Annotated in this window: 20 protein-coding genes and 1 pseudogene; 8 read left to right on the forward strand and 13 right to left on the reverse strand. The window is 37.5% G+C overall.

Going from position 1 to position 26192, the window contains the following annotated elements:
• Positions 1 to 25 precede the first annotated feature (25 nt).
• Positions 26 to 1381 (reverse strand): hypothetical protein, encoded by a 1356-nt coding sequence (locus NSQ84_RS15910; protein WP_066250043.1) that lies wholly within the window; start codon positions 1379 to 1381, stop codon positions 26 to 28.
• A gap of 238 nt (positions 1382 to 1619) precedes the next feature.
• Positions 1620 to 3395, reverse strand: a complete 1776-nt coding sequence (locus NSQ84_RS15915) for an EAL domain-containing protein (protein WP_242009355.1) — start codon at positions 3393 to 3395, stop codon at positions 1620 to 1622.
• 289 nt (positions 3396 to 3684) lie between these two features.
• Here NSQ84_RS15915 and NSQ84_RS15920 point away from each other — a divergent pair, with 289 nt between their 5' ends.
• From NSQ84_RS15920 to NSQ84_RS15935, 4 genes are read left to right on the forward strand one after another with little or no spacing between them, the layout of a single operon-like run.
• Positions 3685 to 5124, forward strand: coding sequence for a PTS mannitol transporter subunit IICBA (locus NSQ84_RS15920; RefSeq protein WP_327859235.1), 1440 nt, complete (start codon positions 3685 to 3687; stop codon positions 5122 to 5124).
• A 40-nt stretch (positions 5125 to 5164) separates the two neighbouring features.
• The gene (locus NSQ84_RS15925) at positions 5165 to 7267 is read left to right on the forward strand and encodes a transcription antiterminator (protein WP_327859236.1); all 2103 of its coding nucleotides are present in this window, start codon (positions 5165 to 5167) and stop codon (positions 7265 to 7267) included.
• A 1-nt stretch (position 7268) separates the two neighbouring features.
• On the forward strand, positions 7269 to 7703 hold the full coding sequence (locus tag NSQ84_RS15930; RefSeq protein WP_063386826.1) for a PTS sugar transporter subunit IIA: 435 nt from the start codon (positions 7269 to 7271) through the stop codon (positions 7701 to 7703).
• 2 nt (positions 7704 to 7705) lie between these two features.
• A complete protein-coding gene (locus NSQ84_RS15935) occupies positions 7706 to 8860 on the forward strand; it encodes a mannitol-1-phosphate 5-dehydrogenase (RefSeq protein ID WP_327859237.1) in 1155 nt (384 codons plus the stop codon).
• Between the two features lie 256 nt (positions 8861 to 9116).
• Here the strand turns inward: NSQ84_RS15935 and NSQ84_RS15940 are convergent, their stop codons facing one another.
• The 4 genes from NSQ84_RS15940 to NSQ84_RS15955 form a co-directional block, all read right to left on the reverse strand.
• Positions 9117 to 9503, reverse strand: a complete 387-nt coding sequence (locus tag NSQ84_RS15940; protein ID WP_066250059.1) for a gamma-glutamylcyclotransferase family protein — start codon at positions 9501 to 9503, stop codon at positions 9117 to 9119.
• Between the two features lie 273 nt (positions 9504 to 9776).
• Entirely contained in the window at positions 9777 to 10202 is a 426-nt protein-coding gene (locus tag NSQ84_RS15945; RefSeq protein WP_063386829.1) for a threonine/serine exporter family protein, read from the reverse strand.
• Between the two features lie 17 nt (positions 10203 to 10219).
• The gene (locus tag NSQ84_RS15950) at positions 10220 to 10912 is read right to left on the reverse strand and encodes a threonine/serine exporter family protein (protein ID WP_339212798.1); all 693 of its coding nucleotides are present in this window, start codon (positions 10910 to 10912) and stop codon (positions 10220 to 10222) included.
• 144 nt (positions 10913 to 11056) lie between these two features.
• Complete coding sequence (locus NSQ84_RS15955; RefSeq protein WP_066250066.1) at positions 11057 to 11899, reverse strand: TetR/AcrR family transcriptional regulator; 843 nt, start codon at positions 11897 to 11899, stop codon at positions 11057 to 11059.
• A 177-nt stretch (positions 11900 to 12076) separates the two neighbouring features.
• On the opposite strand from NSQ84_RS15955, the gene NSQ84_RS15960 reads away from it, so the two are divergent.
• Positions 12077 to 13504 (forward strand): DHA2 family efflux MFS transporter permease subunit, encoded by a 1428-nt coding sequence (locus NSQ84_RS15960; RefSeq protein WP_066250183.1) that lies wholly within the window; start codon positions 12077 to 12079, stop codon positions 13502 to 13504.
• A 323-nt stretch (positions 13505 to 13827) separates the two neighbouring features.
• Here the strand turns inward: NSQ84_RS15960 and NSQ84_RS15965 are convergent, their stop codons facing one another.
• Positions 13828 to 15003 (reverse strand): acetyl-CoA C-acetyltransferase, encoded by a 1176-nt coding sequence (locus NSQ84_RS15965; RefSeq protein ID WP_063386832.1) that lies wholly within the window; start codon positions 15001 to 15003, stop codon positions 13828 to 13830.
• 1082 nt (positions 15004 to 16085) lie between these two features.
• Between NSQ84_RS15965 and NSQ84_RS15970 the strand changes: the two genes are divergently transcribed.
• Complete coding sequence (locus NSQ84_RS15970) at positions 16086 to 17264, forward strand: M20 family metallopeptidase (protein ID WP_066250069.1); 1179 nt, start codon at positions 16086 to 16088, stop codon at positions 17262 to 17264.
• A 343-nt stretch (positions 17265 to 17607) separates the two neighbouring features.
• Here the strand turns inward: NSQ84_RS15970 and NSQ84_RS15975 are convergent, their stop codons facing one another.
• The 3 genes from NSQ84_RS15975 to NSQ84_RS15985 are packed head-to-tail and all read right to left on the reverse strand — an operon-like array spanning position 17608 to position 19965.
• Positions 17608 to 18834 (reverse strand): cation:proton antiporter, encoded by a 1227-nt coding sequence (locus NSQ84_RS15975; RefSeq protein WP_066250075.1) that lies wholly within the window; start codon positions 18832 to 18834, stop codon positions 17608 to 17610.
• Positions 18835 to 18843: 9 nt separating this feature from the next.
• Entirely contained in the window at positions 18844 to 19344 is a 501-nt protein-coding gene (locus tag NSQ84_RS15980; protein ID WP_066250077.1) for a cation:proton antiporter regulatory subunit, read from the reverse strand.
• Between the two features lie 54 nt (positions 19345 to 19398).
• Positions 19399 to 19965 (reverse strand): tyrosine-type recombinase/integrase, encoded by a 567-nt coding sequence (locus NSQ84_RS15985; protein ID WP_066250080.1) that lies wholly within the window; start codon positions 19963 to 19965, stop codon positions 19399 to 19401.
• A 656-nt stretch (positions 19966 to 20621) separates the two neighbouring features.
• Between NSQ84_RS15985 and NSQ84_RS15990 the strand changes: the two genes are divergently transcribed.
• Positions 20622 to 20951: a CHY zinc finger protein gene (locus tag NSQ84_RS15990; protein ID WP_066250083.1), complete on the forward strand. Its 330-nt coding sequence runs from the start codon at positions 20622 to 20624 to the stop codon at positions 20949 to 20951.
• A gap of 114 nt (positions 20952 to 21065) precedes the next feature.
• Here the strand turns inward: NSQ84_RS15990 and NSQ84_RS15995 are convergent, their stop codons facing one another.
• The 3 genes and pseudogenes from NSQ84_RS15995 to cas1b all read right to left on the reverse strand — a co-directional run.
• Positions 21066 to 22769 carry a HAMP domain-containing methyl-accepting chemotaxis protein gene (locus tag NSQ84_RS15995; RefSeq protein WP_066250086.1) on the reverse strand — a complete coding sequence of 568 codons (1704 nt, stop codon included), beginning with the start codon at positions 22767 to 22769 and terminating at the stop codon, positions 21066 to 21068.
• A 1410-nt stretch (positions 22770 to 24179) separates the two neighbouring features.
• Complete coding sequence (gene cas2 / locus NSQ84_RS16000) at positions 24180 to 24443, reverse strand: CRISPR-associated endonuclease Cas2 (protein WP_066250088.1); 264 nt, start codon at positions 24441 to 24443, stop codon at positions 24180 to 24182.
• Positions 24444 to 24445: 2 nt separating this feature from the next.
• Positions 24446 to 25165 (reverse strand): annotated as a pseudogene (cas1b, locus tag NSQ84_RS16005) (type I-B CRISPR-associated endonuclease Cas1b); the annotation flags it as partial.
• Positions 25166 to 25566: 401 nt separating this feature from the next.
• Here cas1b and NSQ84_RS16010 point away from each other — a divergent pair.
• The gene (locus tag NSQ84_RS16010; RefSeq protein ID WP_232515597.1) at positions 25567 to 26190 is read left to right on the forward strand and encodes a TetR/AcrR family transcriptional regulator; all 624 of its coding nucleotides are present in this window, start codon (positions 25567 to 25569) and stop codon (positions 26188 to 26190) included.
• The last annotated feature ends 2 nt before the right edge of the window (positions 26191 to 26192 follow it).

Below are 26192 nucleotides of genomic sequence, written 5' to 3' on the forward strand. Positions count from 1 at the left end.
ATTATAAGTTTTATTGTAAACGGTGTCAATACATAAAAAACATTTCAACAAAACATGCTACCACAATGCCGAACCCAATGTACCCTAATGCAAAAATCATATTCCATGAACCGATCCGATAAGATTGTGCGCTTAATTCATCAGACAAAATTGATACTGATATATTAAAAGGGCTGAACATCACAGTCGACAAGCTGCTGCATATTAACACAATGGATAGCGGAATTGATGGTATGTCGACTAAAAACGGCTGCAAGAGCTCTGACAATAAAGCAAAACCTACTAAAGGGTGAAAACCAATTAACGATGTAATGAAAAAATAAAGTCCTATTGTACTATATAAAATCAACGTCTTTTCAGTTCCTAATTCAAAAACAGGTTTTAAAAATGATAGCAATTGCGAGTCTGCCAGCATTTCTACAAATAAACCTGCTCCCAAAAACATGAAAAAGTAATTGGCTAATCCCCTTGTCCGCTCTTTCCAATGCTGGATTGCAACTGTAAAATATCTTTTTCCTTTTTTAATAAACAAAGACCAAATAGCAGAAAATGGGATAATCAATAATACAACAGAAAACAGAAAGCCTTTTTGTAAAAAATGTTGAACAGTCGACACCATGAAAATAAACAAAAGCAGCATTCCGATTAATTCAAAAGCTTTTTTATAACCCTTTTTCTTATTAAAAAAATGAGGCGTATGAAAGGCGATTTGGATACCTTTATATTTATACGAAGACATGAGCCAATCAAACCCAAGCATTATGATTGCCATCGAAAGCAAAATTGGAAAAATGATAAAATACTGCACTTTTGTAATGTCTATCGTTGAACTCACCATCACCTCCATCGGGCTCCAAGTAAGACATAAAGCATAGGCGCGCAGCAAGTTTTGCGAATAAAATTTCGTTAGCACTTTTTTGGGCAAATCATGCAGTATAACATTTAATGATTTAATAAGAAGGGGGGCTGTAGCAATATTTAAAAATAGACCGAGTATATGACAAACTCCTGAGCTTCGCCGATATAAATGGTTCAGATCAGCAGCTTGATCCTGAAGTAACAAGCTTAAATGTTTATCATACCTTCCGACACGAATGATGGAATTCATAAATGGCAATACGAAAAACAATGAAAGCAAACCAAGCACTTGCTCAAAATGCAAAATAAACGTATGCCATGGCTGCTTACTTTGAATAAATAAAACAAATCCAATCAATAAAAATATGGCACCTGAAATGAGATATAGTCCTCTGGCATAAACCGCTGAAATTGCGAGTGCTACCAAAGCGACAGCTCCAGTGCTATAGCTTATGACTGGGGCATGAAAAAAACGAGATAAAATATAAATAGCTATCAAAACTGTATACACAAAAATGCGCAAAACCTTTCCCTCATCCTTTCTTTCTCAAAATATACTAATACATAATCTACGGGATCTTCCCTTAACATAACACAGTCTATCAAACACATAAACATTTTTACAAAACAAAAAGACCGGACTCGATATGCCGGCATCTTTTATATGAAAAAACGCACTCTGATAACACGCCGATCCAGAAAATATAAATGCCTCCTCTCCCAAAACGGCTTGAGAAATGGAGGCAGAAGTGAATCATTATTTACATTCTTCTTAAATAATCCCCGGCTTTATCCGCTGGCAAAGGTTTACTGAAATAGTATCCTTGCATAATATGACAGCCCTTCCCTAGCAAATATTTGAGCTGAACATTTGTCTCGACCCCTTCTGCAATGACATCCAAATTTAGAGAATGAGCCATTGCAATGATGGCGTTGACGATTGGATTTTCCTTTTGCCCCTGCCCGATTTGTTGTATAAACGAACGGTCGATCTTAATTGCATTGACAGGAAGTCTATTCAAATAATAAAGAGAGGAAAAACCTTTGCCGAAATCGTCCAGATGAATGTGCACACCTAATGATTGGAGTTTTTGAATAATTTTTACCGCATGTTCAAAATCTTTTATGGCCGTTGTTTCCGTTATTTCGATGACAAGCGAAGAATACGGCAGCTTGTATTTTGAAATCGATTCCTGGACTTGATGAACTAAATCACTATGAAAAAATTTACGTGCCGACATATTGACCGCAATCGTTAATTGTTTATTACTAAATTCCTCCTGCCAGCATTTAAGCTGTTTACACGCTTCATCCAATCCTAAGTTTCCTATCAATTCAATCGTATTATCTTCTTCAGCCAACTCAATAAATTCTGATGGGGAGAGAAACCCTTTCTCCGGGTGATTCCATCGAACTAAAGCCTCAAACCCGATGGTTCTCCTTTGAATTATGTCAACTTTCGGCTGATAATATAAGACAAACTCGTTATTGGCAATACCGCGCCGCAGCTCCTGCTTCAGGAGAAAACGTTCGTAATGATGCTCCATAAAAGATTGATAGAAGCGATATGTGCTTTTCCCATCCTTTTTTGCCTCATACATGGCTAAGTCAGCATGATGGATCAGTGTGTCTGCATTGTGACCATGCTCAGGAAAAAAAGAAACTCCTATGCTTACTGTGATAAACACAGCATTTTCTCCTAAAATTAGTGGATATTGAAGCTCATTGACAAGGTTTGCAGCTAAATTATAAACTTGATCCTTTTCTACATCTCTCAGCATGATGACAAATTCATCGCCGCTATTGCGGCAAAGAAGCGCGTTTTCGTTTTTCATTATGTCTTTTAATCGTTTTGCAAATTTGACTAACAGCTCGTCTCCCTTCTTATGTCCGAAAGAATCATTGATCATTTTAAAATTGTCAATGTCAATAAAGAAAAAGCCTCTTTTTATTTCAGGATGTTTTCCTATTTCTTCATCAACCATTTTTCGAAAAGTAGCCCGTTCTAATAAATTAGTCAACGAATCGTAGTGTGCCAGCTTTAATAATCTTTTTTCCTTTTTATTCCTAGCTATTTCCTTCGCGGTCCGATCCCTAAACAAGCGAAAAATCGTTTCGGCTTTCTCCTTTGTCTCCGTCGTCTCTATGTTTATAATAAAAATGAGCCCAATGATCTCCCCTTTGCTGCTTTTAAGAGGTATTTCCAAATAACCTGCGCCTTCTATATCTCCCTTTAATCTAGAGAATAACTGGTGAATTAATTTTTCGTAAAAGCTCGCTTCCTTTAAAGAACTTTCCAAAGCTAGTATTGGCTGAACATCTCCATCAGACAAATTTCCATTTCGATACATTGCTAGTACATTTATTTTTGAAGATGTTTCGTCCACTTCTCCGACAAGGACTATTGGCGCATGTAATGTTTCTGCAATATACTTAACAAGGGAGCGAAAGTATTCTTCTCCAACATGAGTCAGCACTTCAACAGCTCGTATACCCAGCACTCTCTCAATCTCTTCCAGAGCTTCGTGTCTTTTCATCCCCACTACGATACCCTCCACATAATACGATTCCATTTTCAAGCACCTTATACAGAAAATAGAAGTTACATTTATAGTAATAAAATACAGGAAATTTGTCATCTGATAGATGCCAAAAAATAGCTAAAAAGAAGGATAAAAAGCATGCGTTTGGTTAAACTTCAAATAAATTTTGTCAGCAGCAAAAGTGACAAACTTGACTTTTCTTTAAATTGAGACTCGCAATGATAACGCTTTAAAATTTAAAATGTAGAAACATTATTCTAAAAAAATAAAAGGGGTGAACACAATGGCAGAATCAAATATTAAAGTAAAAATACAGAGATTCGGCAGTTATTTAAGCGGAATGATTATGCCAAATATCGGCGCATTTATTGCGTGGGGACTCATCACTGCGTTATTTATACCGACTGGTTGGACACCAAATGAAGCTTTAGCAAAACTAGTGAATCCGATGATACAATATTTGTTGCCGCTTCTAATTGGTTTTACCGGCGGACGCATGGTGTATGATCTGCGCGGAGGAGTTGTGGGTGCAACCGCAACGATGGGAGTAATCGTTGGAGCGGACATTCCAATGTTTTTAGGTGCCATGATAATGGGCCCTCTTGGTGGGTATATTATAAAGCAAGTGGACAGACTGTTCCAAGGAAAAGTTAAATCCGGATTTGAGATGCTTGTCAACAATTTTTCAGCTGGTATTGTCGCTGCTATTTTAACGATTATTGCTTTTTTAGGAATCGGCCCGATTGTCTTAACTTTGAGCAGCGTTTTGGCAGGTGGAGTTAAATTCATTGTCGATGCCAACCTGCTTCCGCTCGCAAGTATATTTATCGAACCCGGAAAAGTGCTGTTTTTAAATAATGCGATTAATCATGGAATTTTAAGCCCGCTCGGAATTGAACAAGCAGCAGAAACAGGCAAATCCGTTTTATTTTTGCTTGAAACGAATCCAGGGCCAGGTCTAGGAATTTTGCTTGCCTATATGCTGTTTGGAAAAGGAAATTCTAAACAAACTGCTCCTGGTGCAGCCATTATTCACTTTTTGGGCGGAATTCACGAAATTTACTTCCCTTATATTTTAATGAGACCATTATTAATTTTAGCTGCTATTGCCGGCGGAGCGAGCGGAGTGTTAACATTCTTACTTTTTGATGCCGGACTTGTGGCAGTGCCTTCACCGGGAAGTATTATTGCATTAATGATTATGACTCCAAAAGGACATTATATAAGTGTGTTGGCTGGTGTTATTGTTGCAACTGCTGTTTCATTCCTCATCTCAAGCATCATCTTAAAAGCAGCGAAAGCAGACAGCGAGGAAGACTTATCAGCAGCAGCAGAGAAAATGCAGCAATTAAAAGGTAAAGAAAGCAAAGCAGCAGAAATGCTCACAAATCAAGCGCAAAAAGACAGTGAAGATGCCGAGCTGCAAGAAAATGAATTAGCCAATGTCCAAAAGATTGTTTTTGCTTGTGACGCAGGCATGGGATCCAGTGCAATGGGCGCTTCCATTTTGCGAAACAAAGTCAAAAAAGCTGGGTTAAATATCGAAGTAACAAACACTGCCATCAACAATTTGCCTGATGACGCAGACATTGTATTTACACATAAAGATTTAACAGATAGAGCAAAAGCAAAGCTTCCTAATGCAACACACATTTCTGTTGAGAATTTCTTAAACAGTCCTAAGTACGATGAACTGCTAGAAAAATTAAAAGAACAGTCATAAGCAGATTGCACAGCTGTGCACTTTAAAAGGGGTGAATTCCATGTACTTGCGGGCGAGAGAACGGGAAATCATCGAATTAATGCTGCAGGAGGACCGACACATTTCCACAAAAGAGATCGCTGAACGATTAAACGTCAGCTCAAGAACAGTTCACCGGGAGCTTAAAAATATAAAAAAAGTGATAAAAAAATATGGTCTTTATATTGACAGCCTGCAAGGAAAAGGAATTCGCTTATTCGGTCCATCGCTGCGGAAACAAAATTTATTAAAAGATATCCGATCTGGAGAGCACACAGACTTTAGCCAGGAAGAAAGAAAAGTGCTTATCCTATGTTCACTTTTAGAGGCCAGCGAGCCTCTAAAACTGTTTACACTAGCTGAAAAATTAAACGTCACTTCTGCAACTGTAAGCAATGATTTAGATCAAATCGAAGAATGGATTGCTCAATTTGATTTGAAGCTCATCCGAAAAAGAGGATACGGAATAGAACTCATTGGACCAGAAAATGGAAAGAGGGCTCTCCTTGGAAACATTATAATGGAGAAATTGGATGAAAAAAGTTTTTTGCAAGCAATTGAAAGGCAGATAAAAGAAGAGAAAAATGAAAAAAGGGAAAAAATTTTTGAAATCATTGATGAAGAAAAAATAAAAACGGTTGAAGGAGTACTTGAAAATTTTCGGCAAACCATTTTATTTTCTATTGCGGACAGTGCCTATATTGCTCTTGCAGTCCATTTAATGCTGGCAGCGGAAAGAATCCAAAAAGGCGAAACGATCGATATCGATCCTCAAGTTTTTCAAGAATTGAAAGGCACAAAAGAATTCGAATCCGCCCGCATGATCGTCAAAGAATTGGAAAAAGCCTTTCAGGTCAAGTTCCCTGAAGCGGAAATCGGCTATGTCGCGACTCATTTATTAGGTGCGCGCAGAAAAGAAGATAAAGATTTTTCCTTCTTTGATGTAGATGTAGACATTTCAAGAAAGGTCCATGCGCTCATTGAATTTGTTTCCAACAAAACCGGCTTTCCCTTGACGGAAGATCAATCTTTATATCAAGGGTTGGTAGCCCATTTTGTCCCTGCTATTACACGTTCAAAAGAGAAGATTCATACGCACAATCCTCTGCTGCAACAGATCAAAACAAAATTTTCCGCCCTTTTCGCGTCTGTCGAAGAAGGGGTAAAAAAAATCTTTTATGATCTTCAGTTATCAGAGGATGAAATTGGCTTTCTCGTACTGCATTTTGGCTCCGCTTTAGAATCAAAGATGGAGAATATTTCGCTGCAAGGATTAGTTGTTTGCCCCAGCGGAATCGGTTCTTCCAAAATGCTGGCAACGAGACTTCGCAAGGAATTTCCTGAAATAGAAAACATTCATATTGCTTCTCTTATTGATTTAAAAAGGCTGGATGTCAGCCAATACGATATTATTATTTCAACTACCGATCTTCCGTATCGTCATGTGCCATATATTACAGTTAACCCGCTGTTAAATGAGCATGATATCGCCAAAATAAAAAGGTACATGAATGAAAAGCTGACAGAATTCAAAAGAAGCGAAAACAATGTTCCGGGCATTCCTTTCCGGAAAAATCCTTCAAACGATATGATTCACATCATCGATCAATTTTTTGAACTGGGCGATATTATCAAAACAGTTTTGCTCCATTTCAATGTGAGCTTGCTTGAAAATACAGGACAGCATAAAAAAAATCTTTTGGAAATCGCCCGCACATTGCATAAAGAAAAATTGATCACAAATGATGAATCCGTTGCGAAGAAGCTTTTGGCGAGAGAACAAAAAGGAGGATTGGGAATTCCCGGGACAAAAATTGCTTTATTTCATTTAAAAGATGAAGAAGTATTGATTCCTTTATTTCGTATTTATGATTTGGACAAAGCGGACAACGTCCTCGGAATGGACGGAAATGCGATGGAAATCAGCCGGATATTGCTGCTTTTAGCTCCTGAACAGCTAACTCAAAATAAGCTGGAAATATTAAGCCAAATCAGTTCATCTATTATTGAGAGCAATAGCAGTTTAACACTATTTGAAAGCGGAGATGAAGCAGCTGTCTATCATAAGCTGAATGAGATTTTCCATCGTTATATGAAAGAAAAATTTTTTAATTGGAGTGACTAAGATGAAGCAAATATTAACAGCAGAGAATATTGTTTTAAATGCAAAAGTGGACAATCAGGAGGAAGCTATTAAATTAGCTGGAAAGGTTCTTGTGGAAAACGGCTATGTGAACGAACATTATATCAGCAAAATGCTTGAAAGAGAACAAATCACTTCCACATACATGGGAAACCATATAGCTATTCCTCATGGAACAGAAGAAGGAAAAAAAGACATTTTATCATCAGGTATTTCCATTATTCAAATTCCTGAAGGCGTAGAATATGGAGAAGGCAACATTGCTAAAGTAGTGTTCGGAATTGCCGGAAAAGACAACGAACATTTGGAGCTCTTGTCGAAAATCGCCATCCTTTGCTCAGAGGAAGAAAATGTTGACCGTATAATCAATGCAGCAACTAAAGAAGAATTAATCAATTTATTCAATGAGGTGGAATAAACATGATCGCTTTGCAGTTCGGCGCTGGAAATATAGGAAGAGGCTTCATCGGCGCTCTTCTAAATCAAGCTAACTATGAAATATATTTTCTTGACGTGAATGAAAATCTAATCTCTGAGCTAAATAAAAGAGGAAGTTATATCATCGAATTAGCCAGCGAAAAAAAAGAAACAATCACCGTCACAGGTGTCAAAGGAATTAACAGTGCAAAACAAACTGACAAAGTTATCGATCTCATTTGCCAAGCTGACTTAATTACAACGGCTGTCGGTCCAAATATTTTAAAAATCATTGCACCGACAATCGCTTCAGGACTTAAGGAACGATTTAAACAGTCAGTCCAGCCTTTAAACATTATTGCATGTGAAAATATGATCGGCGGCAGCCAATTATTAAAAGAAGAAGTGGGCAAATCGCTTACAGATGAAGAAAAACAAAAATTGGATCAATATGTTGGCTTTCCTAATGCAGCTGTCGACCGCATCGTTCCATTACAAACCCACGAGGACCCTTTAAAAGTTTCTGTTGAACCATTTTTTGAATGGGTCGTGGAAAAAAAAGACATAAAAGGAAGCTTGCCAAATATTCAAGGAATCACCTATGTTGACGACTTAAATCCATATATTGAGCGCAAGCTATTTACTGTCAACACTGGACATGCTACTGCAGCTTATTTAGGCTATTTCAAAAATATAGAAACAATCGACAAAGCTGTATTGGACCCGTTTGTCCGCCCAATTTTAGAAGGCGCGCTAGCTGAAACCGGCGACATGCTGGCGAAAACTTATCATTTTGATCGTTCCGAGCATCAAAAATATATCGATAAGATTATCTCTAGATTTGAAAACAAACAAATTTCCGATAATGTCACTAGAGTAGCCAGATCACCTATTCGCAAGCTTGGCGCAAACGACCGATTAATTTTACCAGCAAAAAGATTAATGGAATTCGGTCAAAAACCTGAAAATCTTGCAACAGCCGTAGCAGCTGCGCTATTGTTTGACTATAAAGAAGACCAAGAGGCAGTCGAATTGCAAGAAATCATTAAAACAAAAGGAGCATCTGCAGCTTTGAAGCAGTACAGCCAGCTTGACGAAAACGACCCGTTAACAAAACTAATTCTTGAAAAATATGAACAGCTCATCAAATTGAAATAATGTAAGCAGGATGGTTCATTCTGCCTGTTTAAACACGGGGCTGTCTAATAAGTCGTTTTTTGGCTTATTGACGGCTCCCTTTTATGTTTTAGAAATGTTGATATATCGATGTTTATGATTTTTTGTTTTTCAATAGGGATTTGACCTTCTGGACAGCCCCTCAATCGAATGCAATGAACAAGAAAACATATTAATTAAACAACCAATAAGAAGGCTGACTCAACATCGCTGAAAAGCAATGTGTTGAATCAGCCTTTTACTTTTGATTTCTCCGATGCTCTCGCCATGAATTGGAATATATGATAGGAAGATGCTGCGCTTTTTCCAAGGAATATACGTAAACAAAACCTTCTATATTTTGCCGGCTATCCTTGACCCAAACACGCTCATACTCATTATTCGGCCGGCCTTCTAAAAAATCCTCCAGCAAATCCATTTGCCTTAATCCTTCTTCTGTCACAATGAGCCATTCACCGGCAACTTCGTCTTCTCCTTCATCAAGAACAAGCGCTGGATAATCTCCTACATCATACAGTCGGCCTTTCACATGCCCCTTTTTGCAAGAGATTAAATAGGGCTCTACAACATGATGATTTGCTTCGCCGACTAACAACGTTCCATACACAAAAACTTGATAAAGCATGGCAGCTCACCTCAAAAAGTTTAATCCGGTCAGTGAACATCGACACGTCAGTTGAAAAGAGCGATTTCCCACCTCAAAAATTCATAGCCGGTCAGCGGGACTATGAAAGCTAGTATGTAAAAAAATTTATTCCTAGGCGGCAAATCAATTGAAAAGAGCTACCGCCCCCACCTTAAAAAACATAACCAGCTAAGCAAGACCATGAAAACTGACATGTATAAAAATTTGTTCCCTAAGCGGCAAATGCACCGGTAAACTAATTGAAAAGAGCTACTACCGAATAATTTTCATAATCATCCGATTCAATACTTCGGAAAACACTAGTCCCATGGCGATGGCTCCTGATATGATAAAAGCTTTAGCTGCTAGTTCAATCGCCGTAAAATAGTCTTGCTCGACTACATGGCGCATGGCATCATACGCAATCCCTCCTGGGACAAGCGGAATAATACCTGGAACAGAAAAAATGATGATCGGCGCTTTATACATTTTCGTAAACAAGTGACTAATGAAGGCAACAAGAAGCGCTGAAATAAATGCAGCGATAATTAAATCCATCTTAAAATGAATCAAGAATAAATACGAAAGCCATCCAACTGCTCCCGCAATTCCGCATGCAAATAACGTCTTTTTTGGTACATTAAAAATAATTCCAAATGCAAATGCTGCAATAAAGCTTGCTGCAAGTTGTGACAGCATGACAACAATCCTTTCAATTAATAAATCGATAAAACGATGGCAATTCCTGATCCGATCGCAAAAGCTGTTAAAAACGCTTCAGCTCCCTTTGATAATCCAGCCACTAAATGTCCTGCCATCAAATCGCGGACAGCATTCGTGATATGCAGCCCCGGTACAAGCGGCATGACAGAACCGATAATAATTTTATCTAAATCGGTCCCGATGCCCAGCTTCACCTGCCAAATGGCTGTAAATCCAATGACAAACGATGCTAGGAACTCTGAAAAAAATTTAATTTTAGCAAAACGATGAACATAAACTAAAAATGCAAAACCTAAGCCGCCTGAAATCATGGCAGGAACAAAATCTGCCCACTTTCCTTGAAACATGATTAAAAACCAGCCGCTCAAGATGGAAACGGAGGTCAATTGCAGCCAAACTGGATATTCAGGTTTTGATTCGTCTATTTGCTTCAGTTCCAGCAAAGCTTCATCAACAGATATTTCACCCTGCGCCATCCTTCTAGAAATGTTGTTCACCATCGCAACTTTATTTAAATCTATTGTCCGTTCCAGCACACGTACAAGTTTTGTCTGTTCCATTTCGTCAATGGAAAATATAATTCCAGTGGGCATAGCAAAACAATGAGACTGCTTTATACCAAGGGATGTAGCCATCCTCTGCATCGTATCCTCAACGCGGTACGTTTCTGCTCCATTTTCAAGCATAATTTTACCAGCCAGCAAACAGGCTTCAATAATCTTGTTGGAATTTAATTGCACGCTAATCTCTCCAATAAACTTCATTTCCTATTATTATATCCAAGTCTTTTGGTAAGTGAATGGCAAAACGATTCAGCCTTTTATAGACCTTTAAGTATTAAATCTTAGCACCTCATCGACCAAATGCTCAAGCTTTTTCTTCTGATCAACTTGGGACATCACCGCGTAAATCAGCGCTCGCCGCGGAACAGAAGATTGCAATTCTTCCTTTAGAAAGGATAGCAATTCCTTTTGCTCCTCATCTGCCGATTTTTTTATTTTATCAATTTGATTGAAAAGGGATTCCTTTTTCTTTTTCCGATTCAAAGCCTCTTCCGGCTCCAGCCTTTCTACTATATCCGGATCAAATAGCTGATCCTTCGTTTTCACAACATTTTCCGCTATTTTTTCAATTCTTCTCAACGAATAAGCGATTATGCTGTTAATTTCTATTTCTGCTCCGGCAGTGACAGCGAAATGAATGGTGTTTTGAACCATTCCATACAACAACACGGCCAAATCAACCGAATACGGACGTACTTGTTCCCCGAATACTTCTGCAATCCTCTTCTGTGCCCAGCAAAGTTCATCAAAATGATACTGCTGCACCAATCCTTTAAGCTCTTCATCTTCTGACATCAGCACACCATAAAACAGAGCGAATAGTTTATTTTCTTTACTGATTTCCATCTTGACTTGAATTTGTTCGATAAACGCGTTTTTATCGTTTGCTTGCCTGCCAGCCAACACTTCCATTCTCCGCTGATCTGTTTCCATTTTAATCTTTTCAAAAATACTAATTAAAAGTTCTTTTTTCGATGAGAAATAATTATAAAATGTCCCTTTCGATATCCCGCTTTTATCTAAAATATCTTGAACTGATGTTCTCACAAATCCCTTTTCAACAAAAAGAGTATGCGCCGCTTCCATTACTTGTCTTTTTCGATCGTTCAATTTGACTGCACATCCTTTATGATTGAACTCAAAAATAAAAGTTATTGTTGATTTTTTTATACTATCAGTATATATTATTATTATCTTTTATAACAACAGTATAAAATAATATACTATAAGTACAAGGAGGATTCTCACTTGACTAATCATGAAACATTAAACAAACCGCCTTATGGGATGATTGCCATTTTATTTGTTGGTGCATTTGTGTCTTTTGTTAACGAAACGTTTCTAAATGTTGCACTACCATCCATTATGAAGGATTTTGAAATATCCCCTTCATCTGCGCAATGGCTGTCAACAGGCTACATGTTGATTAATGGGATTTTAATTCCTGCCAGCGCGTTCTTGTTGCAAAAGTTTACGAATCGCCAACTATATATTACAGCAATGGGCTTGTTTACAGCCGGTACGGTGTTAGCTTCACTTTCGCCGACATTCGGCGTGTTATTGGTTGCAAGAATGTTTCAAGCGGCCGGTTCAGCGATCATGGCTCCCTTATTAATGAATGTCATGCTTGTCGCTTTTCCCGTTGAACGACGCGGCACAGCAATGGGATTTTTTGGACTAGTGATGATCACTGCGCCAGCGATAGGACCAACGCTATCCGGATGGATTGTTGAGCATTATTCATGGCGCACACTGTTTGACATCGTTATTCCGATCGCTGCTCTCACACTCATCCTTGCAATCTTTAAATTAAAAAACATTTTGCCGCAAAAACAAATATCTTTGGATATTTTATCGCTCATCTTATCAAGCATCGGGTTTGGCGGCATTTTATACGGGTTTAGCTCCGCCGGGGAAAAAGGCTGGGATTCCGTTCATGTATATGGAACCATTATTGTCGGAACGATCAGCTTAGTCTTGTTTATTGTTCGGCAATTAAAAATGGAAGAGCCTCTTTTGCAATTTCGAATTTATAAATATCCGATGTTCGCCTTATCATCCGCAATTTCGATCGTTCTTTCGATGACGATGTTCTCAGCGATGCTGCTTATGCCAATATATATTCAGACAATTCGCGGGATTTCACCTTTTGATTCCGGACTTTTAATGCTGCCGGGAGCAATCATCATGGGAATTATGTCGCCGATAACAGGAAGGCTTTTTGATAAATTTGGCGCTAGAGCGCTCGCCATTATCGGCTTATCTATTACCATTTTTACAACATACGAATTCAGCCACTTAGCAATGGATACATCCTACAGCTTTTTAATGCTTATGTACTCATTAAGAATGTTTGGAATGTCGATGGTGATGATGCCCGTCATGGCAAACGGAATCAATCAGCTGCCGCAAACTATGAACCCGCACGCTACAGCGATGAACAACACGTTGCAGCAAGTTTCAGGAGCTGCTGGTTCAGCGCTGCTTGTCACGCTCATGCAAAATAAAACGGAGACGGAGGCGGAGCGATTGGCTCAAGCCGCAGCGGGTGATCCAGCTAAAATGGCCGATATTATGAATGAGGCAATGCTGAATGGAATCAACTTTTCTTTCAAAATATCATTGTTAATTGCACTGATCGCCCTCGTTCTCACTTTCTTTATCAAACGGGCAAAACCTGAAGGAGAAACATATTTAAAGCAATCCGCATCATAAAATAGAAAGCCTCTAGACGAAGTTCATCAGTCTAGAGGCTTTTTCATTCAAAATAGATTTTCCAAGCCGGAATTAAAAGGCAGCTTCAACAGCAGCTGAACATTTCATACCTTTTTATTTATCATCAACTCTCTTATAATCAAAAAAGTTGCAGAGACTGCTTCAATAATATGTTCTGCATCAGCAGTTGACATTCCGATACAGCTGCCCCATTTTTCTTTTGAAATCCCGTTGCCGAATGGAAACAAATAAGGCTTGATCCGACAATATATTTAACCCGTTATTTTCTCGTGTAGCCGAAGCATTCAATTTTTTCTGCGGATTTACAGCGCTTCCCAAACAGCGGCGATTCCTTGTCCTCCGCCAATACATGCAGATACAGCGCCATATTTTTTGTTTCGCCTTTTTAATTCATAAATAAGAGTTGTCGTGATTCTTGTTCCGCTTGCAGCAAGAGGATGTCCTAGCGCAACGGCTCCCCCATTTACATTACCTATTTCAAGATCAAAGCCTAATTCTTTTTGGCATGCTAAATATTGAGCAGAGAAAGCTTCATTGATTTCAATTAAGTCCAAATCAGAAATCGTTAAATTTGCTTTCTTTAATGCATTTTGAATAGCAGGAACCGGACCGATCCCCATATACTTCGGTTCTACTCCTACAACATCCCAGGAAACAAGGCGGGCAATCGGTTTTAACCCCTTTTCTTCTGCATAATCACTTGATGCAATGACAACAGCTGCTGCTCCATCAACCATACCGCTTGCATTTCCCGGCGTGACAACACCATTTTCAATAAATCTAGGCTTTAATTTACTAAGCTGCTCCATGCTCGTATGGCGGATATGTTCATCTTGATCAATAATGATGTCTCCTTTTTTCCCTTTCACAGTAACCGGTACAATTTCTTCTTTAAAATACCCTTTTTCTCTCGCTGCAATCGCACGCTCATGGCTAGATAAAGCATGACGGTCAATTTCTTCCCTCGTTAAATTATATTTGACAGCTAAATTTTCAGCTGTTTCAGCCATTGTGCAGCCGCCATACGTATCATATAGTCCATCCCATAACCAGTCTTCTACAACAGGCGAACCTAGAGGACTTCCCCATCTCATACCGCGAATGACATGCGGTACTTGACTCATATTTTCCGTGCCGCCAGCCAGCACAACATTTGCTTCTCCCGTTAAAATGTAGCGGGCGCCTGTTAGGATTGCTTCAATCCCCGTCCCGCATAAACGATTAATCGTTACGGCAGGAACTTCAATCGGGGTGCCGGCTTTTAATCCAACATGTCTTGCTAAAATGTGTGCATCTCTGCTTGATTGCTGAACGTTTCCAAACACAACATGATCAATTTCATCAGGCGAAATATTAGATTTTCGAATAGCTTCTTTAGCCGCAAATGCACCTAAATCAGTCGCAGTAGTGTTTCGAAATGATCCAGATATTTCAGCAAATGCCGTTCTTGCTCCTTCCAGCAAAACGATATCTTTCATTTTATTCACTCCTCTAAACATTTCGGTATTCCAACAGTTCCTTTGCATGTATCAAATATTTCTGATGCGTTAGTGCATAAAAACGTTTTCATTTATCAGAATAATGAAAATTATTTACACGCTCATTATAAAATTACGAAAATTAAATAACAATGTTAAAAATACTTAAAAATCAAAGGAGAATTCAGCAAATTTGCGTATAGATGAACTAAACGTCAGGTAAAAACGGTTTTTCAAAAACAACCGCTGGATTGTTAATAAGGTAAAAAATGGAATGATGTCAAAATAAGTTGGGGTGAATATTTTCGATCATTTGATGAAAGTATGATGGTTTAGTATTGGATCTTGAAGAATTAGAGATACATTATATTCTAGAAAAAAAGAATTAATTATTAAACCACTCTGGAATGTACAATTTAAAAATGGTAGAAACCTGGAAAAGAAGATGGCATCTTATCTTATGGTACTAATCCGGACGTGTTGTTTTTAAAAACCAATCATCGAATATTACATTTCTCGCTTTAGGAAAAGGACAGGTCATTTTTATTTTCTGGTTGTTTGATTATTTTTATGGCGCTTTCTTTATATCCCTTTTCCAGCTTGGTTCTTTCGTTTTGAGAAATAGCGAACTTTTCATGAGTTAACCTCTTTTGTTTCTACTAGAGTTCTATATAGAGGCAGCGAATACATTCTTAAATGGTTCTGTAAAATATAAATAAATGAAAAATTTTACTTGGTGTGACAAAAAAAGGGAGGTAAAATGAATATTAAGTAATTGCAATATATTGTATAGGTTTAATAAAGAATTGGTGATTAAAATATTTAACCATACCTGAAAAAGCAGTTTTCGTACTTCTAAAGAAGGCGAAATATTAAAGAAAATAATACGTGATGAAGCCTTTTTTAGTTGGCTTAGAAGTAAAGACGAGTTTTATCTAACGCTGCTAAAGAGTTACTTTTGATCTTAAAACTCAGCTTACTTCTCTTCCCAGCTAGACTACTAGATACTTCATATTTCTGATGATGATTTAACAGCTTTTAATCGAAAAAAAGGATCATTATTTTTGAAAGAAGGTGCGAAAATGATTAAAGAGCTTCATCGTTCTTTAATGGAAAATTTCGAACAATTGGTTTCATGGAGAAGATATTTGCATCGGCATCCTGAGCTTTCTTTCCAAGAAGAAAATACACCAAAATTTATTGCAGAGAAGCTTTCCTCCTTTGGGATTGAGGTAAAAACCGGAATCGGCGGAAATGGAGTTATCGGAATGATCAAGGGCGGAAAAGAAGGAAAAACCATTGCCTTCCGCGCTGATTTTGATGCGCTTCCGATCCATGAAGAGAACGACTCTCCTTACAGATCGTCCGTAAAAGGAGTTATGCATGCCTGCGGCCACGACGGGCATACAGCAGCTCTCCTCGGGGTTGCAAAAGTATTAAGTGAAATCGATCGCAGCCGTTTAAAAGGCAACATCGTATTCATCTTTCAGCACGCGGAGGAAAAACCGCCCGGTGGCGCCAAGTTTATGATTGAAGATGGATGCCTAGACGATGTTGACCTTGTATTTGGCGCACATGTTTCCACTGATATTCCGTACGGCAAAATAGGCTTACGAGAAGGACCCGTTATGGCTGCTGTCGATGCATTTACGATTCAAATAAAAGGAAAAGGAGGCCATGGGGCCCGTCCGCATGAAACAGTAGATGCTCTTGTCATCGGCAGCCAAATTGTGAACTACTTGCAGCAAATTGTCAGCAGACGCGTGAATCCGATAGATTCAGCAGTTGTGACAGTTGGTGTGTTTCAAGCTGGAACAGCTTTCAATGTCATTGCAGAAAACGCTAGAATAGAAGGGACAGTAAGAACATTTAATCCAAACGTTAGGAAGCAAATTGAGGAGGAAATCAGAGCGATTGTTCAAGGACTATGCCAAGCTTCGCACGCAAGCTACGAAATTGATTATTTAAACGGCTATCCTCCAGTTATCAATCCTAGAAATGAAACCGAACAATTGCGAGCCATTATTAGCGAGACGTATGCATCTGACTGTTTTTATAATTATCAGCCGTCAATGGGAGCAGAAGATTTTGCATACTATTTAAAGCATAAACCAGGTGTTTATTTTCATGTCGGTGCAAGAGGAGACGATCCAAAAACTCATTATCCTCATCACCATCCCCGCTTTGACTTTGACGAGCGTGCGCTTCTCGTCTCAGGGAAAATATTTTTAAGTATTGTCAATCATTATCTTTTACAATAAAAAAATGATGTCAATTAAAAGTGGTGCAACAAATTCGAAATGTACATTGAACCAACAACATGATGATTTTATGTAGCGAAACTGTCAACAAGCAAATACACATTCTGTTCAGCCGCTTCGATCCATACGTTAAAGAAACGCAAACAAAAAATGCGAAATTTTGTACGCAAAGTAATAGTTTACAAGGAAATGCAGGTTTTCTGTTTTAAGGAGAAAACCTGCATTTTCAATAAATTTTTGAAAACAGCTTACGTACATTTTTCGCGTTTTATTTCTATATTTCTTGAGAGATGTTTTTGGTGTATAATAATGTTCATTGAGCTTAAAATTTCCCATTGGCGAGCTACTCGCCTGGGACTTTTATTTTTTTCTTTTCCGGTGCGTTACTCCATTTGAAAATCTTATTTAAAAACTTGTAAATATTTTTGCTTTCTTTCGCAAGTAGCGGTCCTACGATCGCTAAAATAAGAACATAAAGGGCAGTAAAAGGAGTTAAAATGGGATTTAATCCTGCTGTAATCCCTAAATTTGCAACAATGATCGAAAATTCTCCACGAGCCATAATGGTTAAACCAATATTGGTAGAAGCTTTATGGGATAGCCCCGCTTTCCTCCCCGAAATCATACCAGCTACAAAGTTCCCAGCAATTGTGAGTGCGGCAGCGCCTAAAGCTAACCAGATCGCACCAGCTAATGTTGATGGATCAATACTCAATCCAAAGCTGAAAAAGAAGATTGCGCCAAAGAAATCTCTAAACGGAACTACCATATGTTCAATGCGGTCTCGATAGTCAGTTTCTGAAAAAACTAGACCTAACAGCAATGCGCCAATCGCTTCTGCAACATGAAGGGTTTCTGAAAACCCAGCAACAAAAAACAATGTAGCAAATATAACAATAATGAAAATTTCGTCAGATTTAATATTCAACCATTTATTTAATAAAGGCGAACCTTTTCGTGCAATGAAAAAAAACAGCAGCATATAGCCAACCGAAATAAGAACAGAGGTAATGATACCGAGGACAGAAGTAGAGCCGGCAAGCAAGACACCTGACATTGTGGTTAAAAATAAAGCAAGGAAAATGTCGTCAAATAAGATGATCCCAAGGATTAACTCTGTTTCTGGATTTGCTGTTCTTTTTAAATCAACAAGGACTTTGGCGACGATTGCACTGGAAGACACGCTGACAAGCCCAGCAATAATAAGAGTCTCCATCCATGGCATCCCGACGATAAATCCATATAAAAGGCCTAAAACAAAATTGATTGCTACATAAAGACTCCCGCCTACCACAATATTTCGGCCTGATTTCATCAATTTTCCAACAGAAAATTCCAAACCTAAATAAAAAAGCAAAAACAGAACACCAATGCGTCCTAAAAATTGGATAATTTCTTTACTTTCAACAAAGGTTAAGTCGATAATCCCAATCGTTGGGGCATGCGGGCCAACAAGCATACCTAGGACAATCAGGAAAGGGATAATGGAAAATTTAAGCTTATTTGCGATAATAGCTGCAATTGCAACAAGGACAAGTGCTGTACCAACTTCAAAGACTAAATGATCCATCTATAAACCTCACTCCTTTCCTTTGTTCGATAATAAGTTGTTAACTAGTTGTTTTAGTTGGTTTCGTTCTCCTGAAATTACTAATGTATCGCCTGCCTCAATCACCGTATCCGGACCTGGGTTGTGTGTCTTCTTTGTCTTTTTTTTCTTAATAGCAATGACCGTAACTCCATAATTGTTTCTTATATCAATCTCACCGATCGTTTTATTCACAACTGGTGCACCAGGTTCTACTTGATACCATTCAATAATTAAATCATCAAACGCAAAGTCAACGGTTTCTAATGCTTTAGGTTTATATGCCATTCCGCCTAAAATTCCAGCAATTTGTCTTGCTTCTGAGTCATCAAATGTGGCAGTACTTAAAACCTCATCATGATCATCTGAATCAAAATGATAAATTTCTCTCCGTCCATCATCATGGATGACAATAACAAGCTTATCTTGGTTCTTTGTAATAATTTCAAACTTATATCCAATTCCCGGAAGTTCACTTTCTCTAATATTCATGCAAAAATTCCTCCTTATAAATGTTTTAAATGAATGGATTAAGGTTGTTGAATATTAAAGGTTTACATCAATTTCCGTTCTAATTTTTTCATCTTTCGAAATTCCTAGATATTTGAGTGTTTCAGAAGGAGACGAATGGTGAAAATATTTCTGAAGCAAAGAAATGGCGACTCCTCGTTTATAGGCATGAAATCCAAAGGTTTTACGCATAGAGTTCGTTCCAATTTTCCCTTGTATGCCGACCGCTTCTGCGGCACGATGGATAATGCGGTAAGCCTGTTGACGCGTGATGGGCTTTTTCGTTTTCGCGGACTGGAATAAATAATCTTCGCGGTTCAATTGTCTCGATTGGACATAATGGAGAATCGCCCTTTTTACTTTTTGGTTGAGATACACTTCCTTAGTCGTTTTAGATTCTTTATGTGGAAGCAGATAAAAATCCTTTATGTAGCCGTCATCCCCCAAAACATCTCCTACTTTTATTTCCAATATTTCTGTGATCTTTAAACCGGTATTGATGCCAAACACAAAGAGTACATAATCTCGCTCTGAATGCTTCTTTAAATATCTTTTCATGGCATTGATTTGTTTTATATCTCTTAGAGCTTCAACATATTCCATATAGTTATTCCCCTTAATCCACGTTACTTAATACTATTATATACTATTATTATGTAACACGCAAACAAAGCTTTGTATTTTAAGACGAAAATAAGGGATAAGGTAAACAAACTGTTGTTTTTATGTTTAGCGGTCCTGTTATTCCTAATAAAGAGGAATTTTAATATGTAATCCTGCCCGTTTCAAGCCTTCTTTAAACAATTTTGCATACGGTTTTTTCTTCATTCCATTTCATAGGAAACAATTTAGGTACCTGCTTTTTATCTTGCACTTTTATGAATTTCGCTTGAACCTCATCGCTTCCCAAATTTCGAGTTGCACCTTTGTCCTTTTGCGGCATGCCCTAAGCCCATATTGTGCGCCATTAAAAAATCGTTTTTGCTCAATATCACAAAATCATCAAGAAAAGACTGATCTATTTTTAGAAAATCGGCTTATTGACGCCCCCATTAATGTTTTAGAAGCGTTGATATATCGGTGTTTATGATTTTTTTGTTTTCAATGGCGATTTGACTTTCTAAGACAGCCCCCAAAGTCATCACAACCAAGCACAATTGAAAGAAACAGTTATGCTATACTTTTATATAAAAAAATGACGATTTTTCGTTCTGTTTGTGGCACATGATAAAGACGTTTTGAACTGGGGTGAAAAGCCAATGCACATAAATGGAATAGAAGTGAAAGGTAAAGTTGTCGACAGACAATCTCGTTGCAAGCATTACCATAAAGATGTGGATATTATTGCAATCAAATTTTATTGCTGCCAGACTTATTATCCATGTCATAAATGCCATGAGGAAGAGGGATGCGGAAATCCACAAGTTTGGCCCAAAGCCTTGTTTGATGAGAAAGCGATTTTATGCGGCCATTGCGGGAAAGAATTGACTATTAATGAGTATTTGCACAGTGCATATCAATGCCCGAACTGCAATGCGCAGTTTAATCCAGGCTGTGGACTTCACCGTCATTATTATTTTGAAACTTAAAAAATTCATTTCAAAAGCATTACAAAAAGCCATTTCAAACTTACATTTATCGAAGTTTGAAATGGCCCTCATTTTTTAAAATAGACGTGTGTTACATACAATCTCAAAAACTAACTAAATTTTAAACTGCTGTATTAATCGATCAAAATCCATTGCTTCTTTATCCAAATGTTTTGCTGAATTTGCTACTTCCTTCATAGAAGAATTAGACTGTTCAGCAGTAGCTGTCACCTCTTCTATTCCAGCTGCAGATTCTTCTGATACAGACGCAATACTTTCAATGGATTCTCCCATTTTTTTCGTATTGTCAAGAACACTGTTAATCGATTCTGACATACCGCGAATTTTATGCGAGACTTTTTTAATGGTCTCTTTTAGTTCATTAAAGATATCACCTGTTTTTGAAATAGTTTCCGTACCTTCTGCTACGTTTCTATAGCCATCCTCCAAAGAAATAACAACATTTTTAGATTCAGTTTGAATGCCTTGAATGATAGAAGTAATTTCCGAAACAGAGGAAGCTACCTGTTCTGCAAGCTTGCGCACTTCATCAGCGACAACTGCAAAACCCTTTCCATGTTCTCCTGCTCTCGCAGCCTCAATCGCAGCATTCAACGCTAAAAGGTTGGTTTGATCGGCAATTTCTTGGATGACGTTAATTAATTTGGCAATATCGTTTGTTTTTGTATCTAACCCTTTTACCATTGCGAGTGAACCTTGAATTTTCGCATCAATTGATTCCATTTTTTCGATTGATTTTATCATTGCCTGACTGCCATCCTCCGTCAGAGTAAGCATGGAGTCTGAAAATGTCTGCACTTCTTGTTGATTTTTTAATACATTTGTTACGATCGATTCAAATTCATTCATCTGTTCTAATAGCTCTGATGCAGAGTTCGCTTGTTCTTCAGCACCGCTTGATAATTCCTGCATGGTAGAAGCAATCTGTTGGCTGCCTTGCTGAACCTCTTCGGAATATTGTGACAGCGTTCTGCTTTGTTTGCTTAAATTGCCTGAAACATTTGTCATATGTCCAATAATCTGATGCAAGTTTCCTTTCATTTTATTCATAGCATTGATTAATTGGCCGATTTCGTCTTTACCGTCATAAATGACTGCATGACCTTGCAGGTTCCCGTCTGCGATTTGATTCGCCATTTTTACTGCTACAAGTAAATTTTTCCTTATCGTCCGTGTAATAAGGAAAACCACTGTTACCCCAAGAACGATTGATAAAAGGACAGATAAAACCAATATGAGTAGGCTGTGCTGCATAACATTGAATGTTTGATTGACAGCTACAATGCGTTCTTCCTCTACGGCCTTTGTCAATTGATCTAGCTGAGCAACTGTTTCTGTACGCAATTCAGCGATTTGTTCTCTTAACTTGCCGATTTCTTCCTTGTTTCCACCCTTCAAAGCCGGAACTAGCTGGTTTAAAAACAGATCATTAATCATTTCCTTGTTTGTTTCAATCTTTGCTAATAAATCCCGTTGATTTTTAGTCTCCAGTTGAGACTCTATTCCCTTCTTTTTGTCTTCATACTCCTGCATACGATCATTAAACTCTTGCAAGTTTTTTTCATCCATTGTATTTATATAATCGGCCACTCGAATGTCAGCAGCTCTGAAAAGCGAAGCCATTTCTGTTATATGTACAGCCTTTTCTCCTCTACGGTCAATTTGTTCAATGTTGTTTTTTATTTGAAAAAATTGGTTTCCTATAATAATAGACGCTATAATAAATAATCCCACTGTTACGATCAAACCAATTGAATATTTCCAGCCAATATTTAAATTTTTATACATCCGTATCATAATAATCCCCCTCGTACCTTCTTATGTAACTTTTTTTCTTTTTCTAGTTGGAGGTTACACATCGGCAAAGAACGTATGAAATCACTAAAATGAAAGCGGCAAAGCAGGAAGCTATTTGAATATAGCTGTTGCAAAAGAACCGGAAAATACTAAAAAGAAAACAGGTAAACCAGAAAGCACTTAAGCTGCCGCATAACCAAAAATTTTTCTATTTTGAGCACCGACTAAAATATAAAAACAACCATTTCGGGAAAAATGCAATATAAAATCTTTCCGAATGGCATCACGAATAAGAAGCAAGCCGAATGCTAACCAAATAGATAAAATATTTTACCTTTAGAAGCTTATATTCATTATCGTCTCACCGCTTTTTCAAGCCATTGGAAACTCCCCCTAAACCAGCCTCTGATTCATGCAATGCTAATTTCTCTTGCATTATGACAAAAGCACTAGTATATGTTTCATTTTAAACCTTTACAAAAATATTTTCATTAAAAAGAGTCACACATTTGTACAAATGATTTATGAGAAAGAGTAAGCACTGACCCGTCCTTTGAAGACGGAAACCATCATTGAGACAAGCTAGTATAAAACAAAAATTAAGAAAGCAGGCACTGTTCTTCTCCAGCTTTTCCGTTATATTCGTGTTGCCTGCTTATGAAATGATTAACGCTTAAATTAGCCTTAGCGGTTTGATATCCCACTTAGTTTTGATACAACCATTTCCAGCCTGTCCGAATACGTTCAAGTTCCCCTTATTTATATCCAACTTAGTGATAAAACAAATCTACTTTTTATTTCGGTTCTAGTGGAAAAAACTTTATATCCCACTTAGTTCAGATAAAACCCCCATCAAACAAAAATGCCAAAATAACGATAGTATCAAGCTTTTTTATAGACTTGCGAGATCAAGTATTTGTGCAGTTTGCAGTAAAGGTTAAATCGTGTTTTGGGATCTATGAAAAAAAGCTTTGAAACCTAGAATTCATCGAAGGTTTCATCACTTTTTTCATATAATAGGTTTGCTGCAAATATTGATTTTTGCCTTCAACATTGAGATAATGTTGATACTTGTTGACAAAAACAATATTCCTTAGGCTAAGAATATTTGTCTATCCTTGCTACTCTTCCAATCTTGATCCATATCCCTACGAAAACAAGTCTCATTTAAGTCTTTTTCATTAAAATTACAAATACATACTAGCTGTAAGTAGCCCATTTCATGCATCATCATGAATTGAGTTCATTAAAATAATGAATGTATACTAACCTTCCCAAAAAAAGATTAGAAACACTAGTACCCTATGTCAATCAATACAATCTATTATAACAACATTGTTCTCGTAAACACTATCACATATTACTGAATTTTTTAAAAAATCGGCACAATCAATTATACTGCTTTTTTCATTAAAGGAATAAAGTCTCAAAACTTTTTTCCTGCCCATACACTTTCTTTTTTATGTTCCGCGGTTTTTTCACTTCATAAACATAAATCGAATCTTCGTTTTTGTTAATAATCGCCTCAAGCTCTGACATGCATTTGGCAAGGCTGCTTAAAGTGATTTCCCCTTCGAATACAGAATTTTGCGTCCAATAAAGATACTCTTTTAATTTTTTTCGAACTTTATTTACTCTTTTCTCTCCAACATCGTACGTTATTATGACAAACACACTTACCACCACGCTTTCAAAGGCTTGTATTTTTCGTCACCGATTACATGCTTGATCAGCTTATAGCATTCCAATCGGATTAAATATCGATACGTTACTTGACGCTTCAACTTTCGATGTTTTATAGAAGTTTGCATTTTCTTTTCCCAACTTTCAATAAACCGTTTGCGCCCTTCTTCATTTAATAAACAGAAGCCATGTTCATATGAAAATTGCTTTGGTGTAATTCGACGGTTATTAATCAGCGAAAAAATTAGCGGCTCTACGATAAGGGGTTTAAAAATTTCCGCAATGTCCAAGCTTAAAGAAAATCGTTTAACTGAAGGTTCATGCAAATAGCTAATCGTAGGGTTTAACTGTGTTTTATATATTTCCGTCAACACTGTCGTATACATTAAACTATTCCCAAAAGAAAGTAAGGCATTTATCGGACTGGTTGGCGGACGCTTCTCTCTTTTTTCCATAGAGAACTCAGGACGTAAAAATTGTGAAAATGATTGATAATAACAATTTCGAATTCGGCCTTCAATTCCCATTATTTCTTGAACACTATTGGCATTTTCCAATTTTTTTCGTTCTTCAGTTATCATGAGAATTGTATCTGACGTCTTTTCTTTATGAGATTTTAAATTCCGCAATATATGAAATGACGCACTCTCTATAAAAGAACGGGCAATTTCCAGTCTTTTTTCTTCTTTCAAATAATGTTCAGCCTGTTTAACTAGTACGAAACCGGAAACCTTTTTTTCTCTTGGAACATATGAACCAGCATAAAAACCATATTAATTGTATAAATGAAGAAAACGTTGATAGTTGATCTCGTTAACAGCAAAACAGCTGCAGACATCGGAGGATTCATTTTTTCCACATGAAAAGCATTGTTTCTTTGATTTCTTCTCTTGCTATGTTCATGAACGAAAACAGAGGACAGTGTGCTAAAGCGGGACGAATAACGTAATGCAGATTTCCATAAAATAACGGTGATTCGCTCTGTTATTCTTTTCAGCCAAACCATTTCTAAATTTGCAGCATGCTTTTTTAAAAAAATGAAGCAAAAGTGTTGACTAATTTATAGTAATCTTATAGGATTTAATTGACTAATGAGTCAGTCAGGGGGGGTATAGTGCAGGCAGAAGCTCGAAGACAGGAAAGAAAACAGCAATTATTGCAAATTGCATTAGAATTATTTGCGACAGTTGGCTATGAAAAAACGAAAGTCTCAGATATCGTCGCAAAAGGCAATGTGTCCCAAGGGACATTTTATTGGTATTTTAAAAGCAAAGAAGCGATCGCGCTTGAGATGCTAGAAATAGGTCGTGCCCAACTTTTAGATGCAATCAAACTAGGGTACCGCACAAAAAAAGTGGACTTGCAAGATTCCGTTGCTTCCACGACACAAATGTTTGAACGTATTTTTCATTTCGCTGAAAACAATAAGTATTTCATGAACATATTGCTAAAAGGCATTCATTCTCAGCCAAAGATACAAGAAAAAGTAGAAGAGATTAAAGCAGACATGGAAACAGCTTTTGCGGAAAATATTGCACAGGCCAAAGAACTGAAAATGATCTCGCGTGAAGTAGATCCAAAATTACTGGCAGTATTCATCATGAGCCTCCTGGAAGGAGTTTTAGCCAGATGGCTATTTCAATCGCCATCATCAAAAGATGCATTACAGCAAAAAACACTTCAACAGCTCATTGAAGAAACTGTACACTTTGAATTTTTTGGAATCTTTGGTGTCTAATG

This window comes from Aeribacillus sp. FSL K6-3256 (assembly GCF_037965805.1).
In the GTDB taxonomy this organism is placed as follows: Bacteria; Bacillota; Bacilli; order Bacillales; family Aeribacillaceae; genus Aeribacillus; species Aeribacillus composti.